This is a genomic window from Geomesophilobacter sediminis, from assembly GCF_016458275.1.
Taxonomy (GTDB): Bacteria; Desulfobacterota; Desulfuromonadia; order Geobacterales; family Geobacteraceae; genus Geomesophilobacter; species Geomesophilobacter sediminis.
In genome coordinates, this window is sequence record NZ_JAEMHM010000008.1 from 58,564 (window position 1) to 72,011 (window position 13,448).

12 protein-coding genes are annotated in these 13,448 nt (G+C 63.1%); 7 read left to right on the forward strand and 5 right to left on the reverse strand.

Features of this window, described 5'->3' with window-relative positions; all coding sequences use genetic code 11:
* The first annotated feature begins 262 nt into the window (after window positions 1-262).
* A complete protein-coding gene (locus JFN93_RS10760) occupies window positions 263-562 on the forward strand; it encodes a P-II family nitrogen regulator (protein WP_199384083.1) in 300 nt (99 codons plus the stop codon).
* Window positions 563-717: 155 nt separating this feature from the next.
* On the opposite strand, the gene JFN93_RS10765 is transcribed toward JFN93_RS10760, so the two are convergent.
* The 3 genes from JFN93_RS10765 to JFN93_RS10775 all read right to left on the reverse strand — a co-directional run bounded on the left by JFN93_RS10765 (window position 718) and on the right by JFN93_RS10775 (window position 2,505).
* Window positions 718-1,284, reverse strand: a complete 567-nt coding sequence (locus tag JFN93_RS10765) for a hypothetical protein (RefSeq protein WP_199384084.1) — start codon at window positions 1,282-1,284, stop codon at window positions 718-720.
* A 292-nt stretch (window positions 1,285-1,576) separates the two neighbouring features.
* On the reverse strand, window positions 1,577-2,158 hold the full coding sequence (locus JFN93_RS10770; RefSeq protein WP_328753848.1) for a hypothetical protein: 582 nt from the start codon (window positions 2,156-2,158) through the stop codon (window positions 1,577-1,579).
* Window positions 2,155-2,505 (reverse strand): winged helix-turn-helix transcriptional regulator, encoded by a 351-nt coding sequence (locus JFN93_RS10775; protein WP_268898806.1) that lies wholly within the window; start codon window positions 2,503-2,505, stop codon window positions 2,155-2,157. Before JFN93_RS10775 ends, JFN93_RS10770 begins: the two co-directional genes overlap by 4 nt.
* Before the next feature lie 243 nt (window positions 2,506-2,748).
* On the opposite strand from JFN93_RS10775, the gene JFN93_RS10780 reads away from it, so the two are divergent.
* From JFN93_RS10780 to JFN93_RS10805, 6 genes are all read left to right on the forward strand, one after another.
* Window positions 2,749-3,384 carry a flavodoxin family protein gene (locus JFN93_RS10780; protein ID WP_199384085.1) on the forward strand — a complete coding sequence of 212 codons (636 nt, stop codon included), beginning with the start codon at window positions 2,749-2,751 and terminating at the stop codon, window positions 3,382-3,384.
* Between the two features lie 164 nt (window positions 3,385-3,548).
* Window positions 3,549-6,710 carry a PAS domain S-box protein gene (locus JFN93_RS10785; RefSeq protein ID WP_199384086.1) on the forward strand — a complete coding sequence of 1,054 codons (3,162 nt, stop codon included), beginning with the start codon at window positions 3,549-3,551 and terminating at the stop codon, window positions 6,708-6,710.
* Window positions 6,711-7,202: 492 nt separating this feature from the next.
* Window positions 7,203-8,285 carry an alanine dehydrogenase gene (gene ald, locus JFN93_RS10790; RefSeq protein WP_199384087.1) on the forward strand — a complete coding sequence of 361 codons (1,083 nt, stop codon included), beginning with the start codon at window positions 7,203-7,205 and terminating at the stop codon, window positions 8,283-8,285.
* Between the two features lie 37 nt (window positions 8,286-8,322).
* Complete coding sequence (locus JFN93_RS10795) at window positions 8,323-8,811, forward strand: adenosine-specific kinase (RefSeq protein ID WP_199384088.1); 489 nt, start codon at window positions 8,323-8,325, stop codon at window positions 8,809-8,811.
* Window positions 8,812-9,048: 237 nt separating this feature from the next.
* On the forward strand, window positions 9,049-9,711 hold the full coding sequence (locus JFN93_RS10800; RefSeq protein WP_199384089.1) for a cytidylate kinase-like family protein: 663 nt from the start codon (window positions 9,049-9,051) through the stop codon (window positions 9,709-9,711).
* Complete coding sequence (locus JFN93_RS10805) at window positions 9,708-10,982, forward strand: B12-binding domain-containing radical SAM protein (protein WP_199384090.1); 1,275 nt, start codon at window positions 9,708-9,710, stop codon at window positions 10,980-10,982. Before JFN93_RS10800 ends, JFN93_RS10805 begins: the two co-directional genes overlap by 4 nt.
* Before the next feature lie 137 nt (window positions 10,983-11,119).
* Here the strand turns inward: JFN93_RS10805 and JFN93_RS10810 are convergent, their stop codons facing one another.
* Entirely contained in the window at window positions 11,120-12,043 is a 924-nt protein-coding gene (locus tag JFN93_RS10810; protein WP_199384091.1) for a M28 family peptidase, read from the reverse strand.
* A gap of 396 nt (window positions 12,044-12,439) precedes the next feature.
* Window positions 12,440-13,315: a DMT family transporter gene (locus tag JFN93_RS10815; protein WP_236021646.1), complete on the reverse strand. Its 876-nt coding sequence runs from the start codon at window positions 13,313-13,315 to the stop codon at window positions 12,440-12,442.
* Window positions 13,316-13,448: the final 133 nt, after the last annotated feature.

Consider the following 13,448-nt stretch of genomic DNA (forward strand, 5'->3'; position numbering starts at 1 on the left):
AGGCATGACCTTCTCCTACACGTGGGGAGGGGGCTCCTGGAAGGGGATGAGTCCGGGCCCTGCTGACCGCTTTTTGGGCAGGGCCCGACGGGGTGCCCAAGTTCCCGGCATCTATTACGTCAACGACGTGGGGTGGTGCGGTAAGTGGCTGTATTTAGACGTGTTTTGCTTCGTTTTGACTTGGCATGGCGCATGTAAGGGAAAAGGGCAGAGGACTCAGCACGCAGTGGGGGATAATCCCCTCACGGGGAGAGGTGACATCATGAAGCTGATCGAAGCTGTTATCAACCGGCTGAAGTTGCCGGAGGTTCGGAGCGCCCTGGATGAGCTGGGGGTGGTGGATTGCATGGAGAGCTCCGTCGTATGCCATGGGAGCCCCGCCCGAATCATGGTCTTTCGCGGAGCGAAATTCGTAGCCGACGTGGCCGAAAAGGTGAAACTGGAGATCGTGTCCGCCGATGAATCGGTGGAACGGATCATCGACGCGATCGGTTCCATCGGCAAGACCGGGCGCCCCGGTGACTGCCGGATCGCGATCCGCCCTTACCTGGAAGTCACCTGACCAGCGCCCAGCGGCAGTGACGAGAAAAAGAACCGGCACCGGCATCAAGCCCGGTGCCGGTTTCGTTTTGGCGCTCCGGGGGGCGCATCGGAACACAAAAAAGCGGCCTCGGAATTTCTTCCGAGGCCGCTTTGTCTGGCAAACGGTAATCGCGATCAGTTGGCCGCGACGATCGAGGAGGTAAGGGTGAGGTAGCTCGTCTTCAGGGTGCCTGCGCTGTTGCTGAGCGCTTCTTCGAGCTGCAGGTCCGTTACCGCAAGGGTCGACAGGGGTGCGGTGCCGGCGTTGGCGAGCGGGAAGGTGATTGACCCGAAAATGCTTCCCAACGTCGTGAACCCGCTGTCGATCAGGGCCACTTCGACCTGTCGGGTGGCGGCGTCGTAGCTTGCCACCGCGAAAGCCCCGGTGCAGAGGGGAGACTCGCTGATCTGGGCGGGGTCGATCTGCTGCACGGTACCGGACGGAGCCGTTGTCGAGGTGAGAACCGGCTCGAGACCTGCCGGGAGAGTGAATTTGAACCGCAGCGCATTTATTTCCGAAGCGGCAACCGCGTTGCTGTTGAGGCTGAACTGGATTTTAGCTGCGGTGGGGAGCTGGGTGCCTGCCGGATTACTGGTCGCATTGGAAACCGCTTTCGTCGATGATTCGGTCGAACCGGTGCTGCCGCATCCGCTCAAGCCTGCTGCGATCAGCACTGCCAAGATTACTACTACGAGCTTCATTACCTCTCCTTGTCTGTTTGGTCCTGCTGCGCCTGGCGCCCGCAGGTTATCTCCAAGGCGGTAGCACGTCGTATGCCAATATTCGTATATGTGATTTCAGCTGGTTAAGTGGCGGGGGTTGGGCGAGGCTGTACCTAGGTTGAACAGGTGTGTGCGAGGTGTGAACAGATCTGTGCGGATGTTGAACAACTCTGCGCTTTGCCCGAACAGGCAACGCGTCCCCGAACGTACGGCGATACAAAAAGGGCCCCAGCGTCCGCCGGGGCCCTTTCCGCTGTTTTGGACCGCGGGTTCAGTTGGCCTGCTCTTCCACCGGGGCAACCCCCGGGAACCGTGGGCGGAAATACCGGACCCCCATCGGGATCAGGAACATCCCGGCGAGGACGATCAGCATCGCGGTATCGGGATTGTGGAAGTAGGCGCTGAGGCGCAACGTGGTAAGGGCGATGACGGCGAAATAGAGCATGTCGCCGGCGATGGCGACGGCCCAGCCGGCGCAGAAGCCATAGCCGGCCGCCAGCGCGGAGGTCCTTCCGGTCATGGGGTCGACGCCGAAGGCGATCATGATGAGTGCTACCGGCCCGGCTCCGGTGCCGCTGAAATGCCGGGTGCTGCGCTCGGAAAGCGCTTTCGACGCGGCGGCGAGGCGGGCAAGAAACGGTACCTTCCTGGCGACCGCCGCCAACAGGCGCAGGATCGGTTCGAAGACCAGCGCCAGGATGAGGTCGGAAACGAGGTAGAGGGCGGTGGTGACCGGCCAGGCCAGTCCTTTCTGGTGAGCGAGGAGCACGCCGGCAGGGATCCCGCCGCCGACCGGCAGCAGGAAGAGCTTGAAGACGGAGAGGATGGTCGTTTGCGACTGGGCCAGCATCATTCCCCCACAAACGCCTTCCCCCAGGCGCACATCTGTTCGAGGATCGGGTGGATGCTCCGCCCTTTCTCGGTCAGCGAATACTCCACCTTCGGGGGGACCTGCGGGTAGACCTTGCGGTGCACCATCCCGTCGGCCTCCAGCTCGCGCAGCTGCTGGGTCAGCATCTTGCGCGTGGTATCGGAAAACTGCCGTTGCAGATCGGAAAAACGCATCGTCTCCTGGGCCAGGTGCCACAGGATCGAGCTCTTCCACTTGCCGCCGACCACCGCCAGCGTCACGTCGATACCGCAGCGGTATCCCTTCTCCCGGTAGATCATGCTTTGATCTTCTGCCAGATTGTCGCTCATGCCGTCTCCCAACTTTTTACGGTTCCCAAAGGGGTACTACGTTCCGTACAGGGTACTACGTTCCGGAAAAGTGCGTTATTGCCCGATCGAAACGTATGGGTGTATATAGCCGATCAGCCGCGGAAAGGGAAGCCCCTTTTGCATCGGGTGATCGGCCCGGCCCGCGGGAAAGAGTAGATCGACAGCTGCATCGGAGCCGGGTGACCGGAACGCCGGGCATGGAATCCAACAGGAGGATCGCGTATGAAGGTTGTGGCGTTCAACGGCAGTCCCAACAAAGAGGGGAACACCTGGCACGCACTGAAGATGGTGACGGCGGAACTGGAGCGGGAGGGGATCGAGACCGAGATCGTTCACGTCGGCAACAAGGTCATCCGGGGCTGCACCGCCTGCGGCGGCTGCATGAGGAACCAGAACGAGCAGTGCGTCCTCCCCGGGGACGAGGTGAACGAGTGGGTCCAGAAGATGAAGGCCGCCGACGGCATCATCCTCGCCTCGCCGGTCCACTACGCCGCGATGGGCGGGACCATGAAGTCGTTTCTGGACCGCGCCTTTTACGTGGCGGGGGTGAACGGCGGGCTGTTCCGCCACAAGGTCGGCGCGGCCGTTGCCGCGGTGCGGCGCTCGGGAGGGCTCCCCACCTTCCACGAGTTGAACAACTTCCTCATGTATTCCGAGATGCTGGTCCCCACCTCCATGTACTGGAACGTGATTCACGGCACCAAACCGGGCGAGGTGACCCAGGACAGCGAAGGGGTCCAGATCATGCGGGTCCTGGGCAAGAACATGGCGTGGCTTTTGAAACTGGTCCAAAACGGCCAGGGGAAGGTGACCCCGCCGGAACGGGAGCCGAAGACCTACCTGAACTTCATCCACTAAGGCCAGGGCCGGAAGAAGAAAAAAGGGGCACCGCTCATGACGGCGGTGCCCCTTTTCTTTTTCGTCTTTAACCACAACCCATACCTGTGGTAAAAGATTGCACCCCTTCTGCGTGCACCTCCATCACTCACCATCGGTTCTCCCGTCACACCCCGGAGCCATTCATGGAGCCTCTGCAAGGCAGTCCCATCTGCGATCAGGATTTCCGCACGATCATTGCCTCGGCTATCGACGCTTTCATCGTGGTCAGCCCCTCCGGCCATGTCCTCGAGGCTAACGACAGCTATTGCCAAATGACCGGCTACCGCCGAGACGAGGTGGTCAACCGGCACTTGTCTGAAATCGATCCGATCGATGATGCCGAGACCGTGGCGCGGCGCGCCGAGGAGATCATCCGTGCGGGGGGGCTGCGCTTCGAGGCGCAGCACCGGCATAAGAACGGATCCGCCATCGACGTCGAGGTGAGCGCCAACTATTCCTCCATCCACGGCGGCTGCTTCGTTTCCTTCATCCGGGACATCTCCGACCAGCGCCGCACCCGCGGCACCATCGCGGCCAGACTGCGGCTGATGGAGTTCGCGCTGAACCACAGCGTGGATGAGCTGCTGCAGCGGGCGGTGGATGAAGCGGAAGAGCTGACCGGAAGCGCCATCGGATTTTTCCACCTGGTCGATTCCGACCGGCAGATGATCTCCCTCAATGCCTGGTCCCGCAGGACCCTCGGCCAATGCCGCCCGACGCCGGAACGGAGCGGCCACTACCCCCTCTCCGAGGCGGGTGTCTGGGCCGATTGCATCCGGGAGGGGCGGCCGGTCATTCATAACGACGTTGCCACCCTGGGCTCCAAACAACGCTTCCCGCACGGGCACGTTGCGGTCTTCAGGGAAGTGGTCGTGCCCGTTTTCCGGGACAAAAGGATCGTGGCCGTCCTCGGCATCGGCAACAAGCCTTCCGACTACACGCCGTGGGACGTAAAGGCGGTTTCCCTTTTGGCCGACCTCGCCTGGGACATCACCGAGCGCAAGCTCATCGTCCAGGAACTGGCCCGCAGCGAAGAGCGCTTCCGCCACCTGTTCGAGGAGTCCCAGGACGCCGTCTTTCTCACCTTGTCCGACGGCAGGGTCCTGCGGGCCAATTCCGCCGCCTGCGCCATGTTCGGCCGCTCGGAGGAGGAAATCTGCGCGGTCGGCCGGGACGGGATCATGAACCTGGACGACCCGCGGCTCGCGGCCGTGCTCAAGGAACGAAACCGCTTGGGGCGGGCGTTCACCGAATTGACCTGCGTGCGGAAAAATGGAGAGATCTTTCCGGCGGAGGTCAGCTCGGTGATCTGCTCGCGGGAAACGCTGGAGACCTACGTCATCATCAGGGACATCAGCGCCCGGAAACAGGCGGAGGAGGCGCTTAAGGAAAGCCGCGCCATGCTCCAGAACATCGTCAACAGCACACCCGATGCGATCTATGCAAAGGACCGCCTGGGGCGCTACCAGCTTTTCAATAACGGCGCGGAGCGCGTGGTCGGCAAAAAGGCGGACGAGGTGCTTGGCAAGGACGACGCTTTCATCTTCCCTGCCGAAAGTGCGGCGGTGATAAAGGCACAGGACCGGCAGGTTCTCGAGGCCGGCGCGATCCGGACCTTCGAGGAGCAGCTCCCCGATCACAGCGGCAGCCAACGCATCTTCCTTTCCACCAAGGGGCCGATGCTCGACGCCGAGGGAAAACCGGTCGGCATCTTCGGTATCGCCCGGGACATTACCGACCGTAAGCTTGCCGAGGTGCGCCTTACCGAAAGCGAGCACCGCTTCCGGTCCCTGTTCGAGGAGATGACCGAAGGGGTGGCCCTGCACAGCGTGGTGCGGGACGAGGCCGGAACGGTAGTGAACTACCGGATAGAGATGGTGAACCCGGCCTTCACCAGGATTCTCGGGATTCCCGCTGAACAGGTAGTCGGCAAGCTGGGCTCGGAGGCGTTCGGCGACCCCGCTCCCTACCTCAACCGGTATGCCCAGGTGGTGAATTCGAAACGGTCGATGCGGTTTACCACCAACCACGAGCCCATGCAGCGGCAATTCGAGATTTCGGCGATGCCCTGGGAATCCGATGGCTTTGCCACCATCTTCCAGGACGTAACCCAAAAGATGGAAAACGAAAAGCTGCAGCGCCAGCAGGCCGACCAGCTCCAGCACACGCAAAAACTGGAGAGCCTGGGGGTGCTGGCCGGCGGCATCGCTCATGATTTCAACAACATCCTGTCGATCATCCTCGGCAACTGCGGGCTCGCCGTCATCAGTCCGGCGCGGACCGGGGACTGCCTCCAGCACATCGAAAAGGCCGCCGAGCGCGCCGCCGAGCTTTGCCGCCAGATGATGGTCTACGCCGGCAAGGCTGACTCGGTCCGGATGCCGCTGGAGCTGCGCGCCCTGACCGAGGAGATGGTGCAGATGCTGCGCTCGACCATGGGCGCGAACCTCGCCGTCTCCTTCGATGCCGCGGCGGAGCTCCCGTCGATTGCCGGCGATGCCAGCCAGTTCCGGCAGGTGGTCATGAACCTTTTGATCAATGCGGCCGAGGCGATCGGTGAAGCCCAGGGAAAAATCGCGATTGCCCTGGCTCCCGTCCTGATCGACTCCGATAGGGTGTGCGATTACTGCGGCAAACCGATTCCCCACGGGCGCTATGTCTGCCTCGAAGTCACCGACAACGGCTCCGGCATGAACGAGGAGACGCTGCGTCGGGTGTTCGAGCCGTTTTACAGCACCAAGTTCGCCGGGCGCGGCCTGGGGATGTCGGCGGTTTTGGGGATCGTGATCGGTCATCAGGGGGCGGTGCAGATTGCCAGCACTCCCGGCAGCGGTACCACCTTCAAGGTCTTTTTCCCGGTGCCGGTGACGAAGGTACCCGGCCCGGAACTCCCCGCGGCTCCCGATTCGCCCGAGTGGCAGGGGGCGGGGACGGTTCTTCTTGCCGAGGACGAAGAACAGATCCTGCACATCGCCCAGCTCATGCTTGAAGAGCTTGGCTTCGCGGTGGTTCCGGCTGCCAACGGCCAGGAGGCGCTGGAGTTGTTCCAGCAGCACCGGGAGGCGATCACGCTGGTGCTCACTGACGTGGGGATGCCGGAAATGGACGGCTATGTCCTGGTCAAGGAGCTGAACCGGCTCGCTCCGGGGGTGCCCATCGTGGTTTCCAGCGGGTTCGGCGATGCGACGGTCGCCGAGCGGCTTGCCGACGGCATCGCCGCGACGATCAGCAAGCCCTACCGGTTCGACCGCTTGCGGGAGGTGCTGAAACGGGTACTATCGGCAAACGGCGGCACCGCGGTGTGAAGCGGTGGGACATGGGGGAACGGAAAGGACCAGGCATTGGCTTGGTCCTTTTTTTGTTTGCAGCTTTAGCCGCGCCAGAACCATTAAAGGTAGGAGCGACATTCCTGTCGCGATTGAGTCTTTTTGAATGGGCGAAGTTGCTGCCTACCCGGTGGGAGCGCCATTTACTGGCGCGAACCGCCGGAGGCGGTGACCGCGGTTGCCGATATTCGCGCCAGGAAAGGCACTCCCCCAACGCCGGCCTTGCGCCGGGGAAGCGTGTTTGACTAACAAGTGCCGCACCTTCCGTGGCAGGACAAAGGAAGTAACGTCGGCTCCACTCTCATAGCCAAAGAGGGAGATTGGATGGGGGCGGCCGGATCCCCCTTTTCTTCTGGATCAACCGCCTCCCGGGCAGAATCTCTTTGAACGAGCAGGGGGAGGGACATATGATATAACTGATAGCCTGCCGCGAGGCTCCAGATCTGTCTGCCGGCAGAAAGGAGGAGGCCCATGGTAATCGGCATTCCGAAAGAGGTGAAAAAGGAGGAGCACCGGGTGGCTCTGACCCCCGCCGGAGCCGTGGAACTGGTCCAGGCCGGCCACACCGTGCTGGTGGAAAACGGTGCGGGAGCAGGCAGTGGCTTCAGCGACGATCTCTACCGGCAAACCGGCGCCCAAACCGTCGGCCGCGGGGATCTTTTCCAACGGGCGGAAATGATCGTGAAGGTGAAGGAGCCGCTTGTCGAGGAATTCGACTTCTTTCGGAGCGGACAGACCCTCTTCACCTACCTGCACCTCGCCCCGAACCGCCGGCTTACCGAATTCCTGATGGAGCGGAAGATCGTTGCCTTGGCATACGAAACGCTGGAGAAGGGGGGGGCGCTCCCCCTGCTGGCTCCGATGAGCGAGGTCGCCGGACGGATGGCTCCGATGCTGGGGGCGTGGTGCCTGCAGAAGGTGAACGGCGGTACCGGCGTGCTTCCCTGCGGCGCGGTCGGGGTCCGGCCCGCCAAGGCGCTGATTCTGGGGGCGGGTACCGTCGGTTACAACGCGGCGCGGGTAGCCCTCGGCATGGGAATGGAAACGGTGGTGCTCAACCGCGGGATCGACCGGCTGCAGCGGATCGACGAGCTGACCGGAGGCAGGGTACGGACCGGCGCCTTGGTGCAGGAGAACATCAAGACCGAGATCGCCGACGCCGACCTCGTCGTCGGAGCCGTGCTGGTCCCCGGCGGCCGGCCGCCGCTGCTCATCCCGCGCGCTCTCCTAGGTGCGATGAAGCCCGGTGCCGTCATCGTCGACGTGGCGGTGGATCAGGGGGGCTGCGCGGAAACGACCCGCCCGACCTTTCATGACGATCCCATCTACTGCGTCGACGGCATCATCCACTACACGGTCGCCAACATGCCCGGAGCCTATCCCCGCACCTCCACCGTGGCGCTGACCAACGCGACCCTTCCCTACGTGATCCTGCTGGCGCAAAAAGGAGTGGATGGGGCCCTGGCGCAGGACCCGGCGCTGGCGACGGCGGTCAACGTCCGCGACGGCAAGGTGGTCCACCCGGGGCTTGCCAGCTCCCTGGCATCGGCCTGAAGAGATTCACCACCAACGGAAGAGAAAGGAGATAGTCATGCAGCTTGAGATCCATGCCGTCCCGATCGAATTCCCCGAAGGGTGCAACATCATCATCGGCCAGACCCATTTCATCAAGACCGCCGAAGACCTCTACGAAATCATCGCCGGCACCGTCCCCGGCGCCCGCTTCGGGGTTGCCTTCACCGAGGCGTCCGGCCCCTGCCTGATCCGCACCGAAGGTAACGATCAGGAGCTGGTGCAGGTCGGTGTGACCGCGCTTCAGGCCATCGGCGCGGGGCACGTCTTCTGCGTCGTCTTGCGCGATGCCTACCCGATCAACGTCCTGAACCAGATCAAGAACTGCCCAGAGGTCTGCCGGATCTACTGCGCCACGGCCAACCCGCTCCAGGTCGTGGTCGGATCGACGACGCAGGGGTGGGGCATCCTCGGGGTCATCGACGGATTCCCGCCCAAAGGGGTGGAGTCGGACGAAGACCGCCAGGCGCGCCGGAGCCTGCTGCGCAAGATCGGTTACAAACTATAGGGAAAGCGCACCGCAGAGGACGCCAAGATACGCAGAGAAGGACCTTGTTAATCGAGGATCAGCCGGGGAATGTCCTGTGGGAGCGCCATTCCTGGCGCGAACCGCCGGAGGCGGTGACAGCGGTTGCGGTCATTCGCGCCTGGAAAGGCGCTCCCACAAGGTAAGCAGCTACGTTTCTTGTTTGAAAGCGTCGATCGCGGCAGGTATGCCGCTCCGACAAGTTGCCGAGGAGCCATCATGTCCCACGTCATCATCACCATCTCCAGGGAGTATGCCTGCGGGGGCGCCTGGGTCGCCCAGCAGTTGGCCCGGCGTCTCGGGATCCGGTACCTGGACCGGGAAATCCTCCACGAGGCGGCCCAGGTGCTGCGCGAGGATGAGTCGCTTCTGGCCGAGCGGGAGGAACGATGCTCCGGTTTCTTCGAAAAGGCCTTCCGGGTGGTCGCCCTGGGGACCGTCGATGCCGCCGGGTATCTCCCGCCGCCGATGCGTCTGCTCTACGACGAGGACCTGTTCGCCGTGGAGTCGGAGATCATCAAAAAGGTCACCGAGTGCGACAGTGCCGTCATCATCGGGCGCGCGGCGTTCCATGTGCTGCAGGGAAACCCGGACCTGGTCAGCGTTTTCCTGCATGCCGACAAGCAATACCGGATCAAGAGGCTGATGGAAATCCACGGGATTGCGACTCCGGAGCTGGCCCGCGCCACCCTTGAAGAGTCGGACCGGATTCGCAGGACCTATGTGGAGAGGATGATCGACACGGACTGGACCGACGCGCGCAACTACCACCTGTGCATCGACACCGCGGTGGTGGGGCTGGAGGGGACCGTCGAGTTGATCCTGCGGCACGTGGAGGCAAAAACAGGGATGAAGGTTCCTGAAACGGAGGGTGGCGCGTGAAGGTCCTGCTCATTTCGGCCAATACCGAGACTGCCAACATGGTGCCCCTGCCGCTGGGGCTCAATTGCGTGGCGGTCGCCACCCGAAACGCCGGGCACGACGTGCGCCTGCTCGATCTCATGGGAAGCGAAAGCAACAAAACGGCGCTTCGGGACGAGATCGAAACCTTCCAGCCGCGGGTAATCGGGATCTCGGTGCGCAATATCGACAACCAGAACATGGCGCAGACGCGATTTCTCCTGGAGCCGGTGCGGGAAACGGTGGCCCGGTGCCGGAGCTGTTCGGCGGCCACCATCGTCATCGGCGGCGCGGGGTTCAGCATCTTTCCGGAGGCCACCCTCGAGTACCTCGGCGCCGACCTCGGTATTTGCGGGGAAGGGGAGGCCGCCTTCACCGCGCTGCTGCAGGCGCTGCAGGAGGGGGCGGATCTTTCCGGCATCCCCGGGCTCTGCCGGCCGGGAAAACCGGTAGTGCAGGAGTCGGCGGTGCGCCGCGGGCTGGACGAGCTGCCGCTTCCCGACCCGGCGCTTTGGAGCATTCCGGACGAGGCCTCGGCCGACATCTGGATTCCGTACCAGACCCGGCGCGGCTGCCCGATGCGCTGCAGTTACTGCAGCACGCCGACCCTGGAAGGTACCGCGATCCGAAAGCGCTCCGTCGAGGCGGTGGTGGCGGGGATCGCCCGGCACGTGGCCGCGGGTTTCGACCGCTTTTACTTTGTCGACAACACCTTCAATCTCCCTCCCGATTACGCCAAGGAGCTCTGCGACGCCCTCGCTGGGGCCGCCCTGGGCATCCGCTGGCGCTGCATCCTCTATCCCGGTTCGGTTGACGAGGAGGTGGTGCGCAAGATGGCGCAGGCGGGGTGCGTCGAGGTGAGCCTTGGGTTTGAAAGCGGCTGTCCCGAGATGCTACGGACCCTGAACAAGCACTACGATCGGGAGGAGGTCCGTTTTGCCGCGGCGCTGCTGAAGCAATACGGCATTCGTCGGATGGGTTTTTTGTTGCTCGGTGGGCCCGGGGAAACGAGGGAGTCGGTGCGGCAAAGCCTGGATTTTGCCGAATCGCTCGATCTCGACCTGTTGAAGCTGAGCATGGGGATCCGGATCTACCCCGGCACCGCGCTGGAACGTGCCGCCCGGGAAGAGGGGATGCTCGAGGCGGGGGACGATCTTCTTTTGCCTCGGTTCTATTTTGCCCGCGGCGCCGATGAGTGGCTCATCCCGATGGTGCAGGAGTGGATGGCCTCCCGCCCGTACTGCACCACCTGATAACGAGACGATTATTCTTTTGGCTATTGGATTGCGCATCCTGTGGGAGCGCCATTCCTGGCGCGATTCCCCCACCGGTATTTGCGCCCGAAATGGCGCTCCCACAGTTTTGGGACCCTGCGCGACCTGGCCTTCGGTCACTTTCCCGCCAGCTTTTCCACCACTCTCTCGATCCCCATCACCACCCGCGCCATTCGATCGTAATCGAGCTTTTCCGGGGTATCCGTCGGCTCATGGTAGTCCGGATACCGGAAAGGGGCGGTATCGGTCACCATCACCGCCGGGTAACCTGCCTGCCAGAAGGCCCAGTGATCGGACCAGCTCACCCCGGGGATCCGCTCCGGCGTGGCCGCTCCTTCGGAAGGGAATCGGGTCGTCCTGCGGAAGGTGCCGATGACCTCGCGCAGCAGAGAAACCGATCCCAGATGGGAAACAAAGCCGATGAAGTTCCCGGTATCGGGATAGAAAAGGTTCAGCGGAGCGGGGTACTGTTGGCTTTTCGGCGCATCGGAATAGCAGCCGATGGTCTCCAGGGAAAGCATGGCGACCACCTTCTCGCCCCGCTGCTGCAGAGCCCGGGCATAGACCAGGCTCCCCATCGTTTCCGTTTGAAAATACGGCGGCTCCTCGTTGGCGAAGGCGACCAGGCGCACCGTGCGCGCCGGCTGCGCGGCATGGAGCAGGCGGGCGAGTTCCAAAAGGGCGGCGATCCCCGACCCGTTATCGTTGGCGCCGGGGCAGCCGGGCACGGTGTCGTAGTGGGCACCGATCACCACGATCTCGTCCCCCCGGGACTGCCCCTTCAATTCCGCCTCGATGTTGACGACGATCGTGGTGCCGACGCGGTAGGGCAGTTCCCGCACCGGCAGCCCGGTCTCTTTCAGCTGCGTCGCAACGTACTGCGCCGCCTGGCGCAGGTTTCCGTAGTCGGCGATGTTGCGGGCGCCGATCTCCCCCGCCAGCACTGCGACGTGCCGGTGCAACCGGTCGCGCAGCAGTGACTCTTCGGGCGTCAGGGGCGGCAACGTTCCCTGGTACGATTTCCCCGGCATGATGAGCATGAGGCCTCCGGCGCAGAGCAGCAGGAGTAGAAGCAGCAACGGCAGAAACAATTTTCGGCAGGAAAGAGGCAGCATCGATTCACTCCGTGGGGTGAGAGTATCCATGCAGCTTAACAGGTGAGGACCAAACTGTAGGAGCGACATTCCTGTCGCGATCCGCCGCAGGCGGTGACAAAAGAGGAAGGAGATTCGCCGATTTTGCGGCCGGTTTAACGGATGGAGGGCGATTTTTGGTGCTGTGGGAGCATCTTTCCAGGTGTGAACCGCCGAAGGCGGCGACCACCCGCGGCCGCTATTCGCGCCAGGAATGGCGCTCCCACTGCGTTGGGTTTCCACCGACCTTGAGGCCAGATCATTCGTACAACGGGGAGCCGCTTGCCGCCTTCGTCCCGCCTGCTATTCGGCGGCGGCCTCGGCGCGGTAGCCGATTCCCAGCTGGCGCTCCCGGAGCCGCTTTACCGTCAGCGGCAGCACGACCGCCGCAAAGATCAGGCCGCAGCCGACCCATTCCTGCTCGGTCAGCCGCTCCCCCAAAAGGAGCATGCCACCGAGCATGCTCCAGACCGGATCGAGGGTATAGATCAGCCCCGCCTTGGTGGGGGTCGTATATCTTTGGTAGGTGTTCTGCAGGGTGAAGCAGATCACGGTCGGGAAGATCGCGCAGTAGGCGAGGGCGCCCCCGGAGACCGCCGTGATCGCGAACGGCTTGGCGGGAAGGATCATAAAGAGGATTCCGCCGATCGTGGCAACGGTGGCGAACTGGACCAGGCTCACCAGGTAGATGTCCTCGTCGCGCAAGAGCTTTGACACCGTGATGATGTGCATCGCGATGAAGAGGGCGCACAGGGTGGAGAGGAGGTCCCCCTGGTTGAAACCTTCCACGCCGCCGCGGGCGAGCTGCCAGAGCCCGGCCATCGCGCCGGCCAGCCCGGCGAAGGTCCAGCGGTCCACCCGCTCGCGCCAGATGAGCAGGCAGAGCATCGGGATCAGGAGCACGAAAAGGTTGTTGAGAAAACCGGCCCGGGTAGCCGAGGTGCCGCTCACGCCGAGCACGAAGGAGAGGTTGGTGGCGCCCAGGGCCAGGCCGACCTTGATCCCGGTCACGAAGGTGGCCCGGTTGAAGCGGTGCCGGCGCGGGAAGCAGATGATTGCCATCAAGAGAGTGGCGAGGGAGAAGCGGAAAAAGAAGAAGGTGACCGGCGGGATCTCCCGGAAGCCGATCTTGTTGAATACGAAGCTCCCGCCCCAAAAGAGGGTGGTGAGCACCAGCATCAAGGTCGGCTTGACCGAGTTCGAATCTGCAGAGGACTGAGGTTGCATCGCCCTATTAAAGACTGCGAGGGCACGGTTAGTCAATGGACAATTGACAATGGACAATGGACAACGCCGTCGGTGCCGGCAAAAC

What these genes read in the sequence shown, in the direction of transcription:
- JFN93_RS10760 (WP_199384083.1), top strand. Translation starts at nt 263, where the DNA reads ATGAAGCTGATCGAAGCTGTTATCAACCGGCTGAAGTTGCCGGAGGTT.
- JFN93_RS10765 (WP_199384084.1), bottom strand. Translation starts at nt 1,284, where the DNA reads ATGAAGCTCGTAGTAGTAATCTTGGCAGTGCTGATCGCAGCAGGCTTG.
- JFN93_RS10770 (WP_328753848.1), bottom strand. Translation starts at nt 2,158, where the DNA reads ATGATGCTGGCCCAGTCGCAAACGACCATCCTCTCCGTCTTCAAGCTC.
- JFN93_RS10775 (WP_268898806.1), bottom strand. Translation starts at nt 2,505, where the DNA reads ATGAGCGACAATCTGGCAGAAGATCAAAGCATGATCTACCGGGAGAAG.
- JFN93_RS10780 (WP_199384085.1), top strand. Translation starts at nt 2,749, where the DNA reads ATGAAGGTTGTGGCGTTCAACGGCAGTCCCAACAAAGAGGGGAACACC.
- JFN93_RS10785 (WP_199384086.1), top strand. Translation starts at nt 3,549, where the DNA reads ATGGAGCCTCTGCAAGGCAGTCCCATCTGCGATCAGGATTTCCGCACG.
- ald (WP_199384087.1), top strand. Translation starts at nt 7,203, where the DNA reads ATGGTAATCGGCATTCCGAAAGAGGTGAAAAAGGAGGAGCACCGGGTG.
- JFN93_RS10795 (WP_199384088.1), top strand. Translation starts at nt 8,323, where the DNA reads ATGCAGCTTGAGATCCATGCCGTCCCGATCGAATTCCCCGAAGGGTGC.
- JFN93_RS10800 (WP_199384089.1), top strand. Translation starts at nt 9,049, where the DNA reads ATGTCCCACGTCATCATCACCATCTCCAGGGAGTATGCCTGCGGGGGC.
- JFN93_RS10810 (WP_199384091.1), bottom strand. Translation starts at nt 12,043, where the DNA reads ATGCTCATCATGCCGGGGAAATCGTACCAGGGAACGTTGCCGCCCCTG.
- JFN93_RS10815 (WP_236021646.1), bottom strand. Translation starts at nt 13,315, where the DNA reads ATGCTGGTGCTCACCACCCTCTTTTGGGGCGGGAGCTTCGTATTCAAC.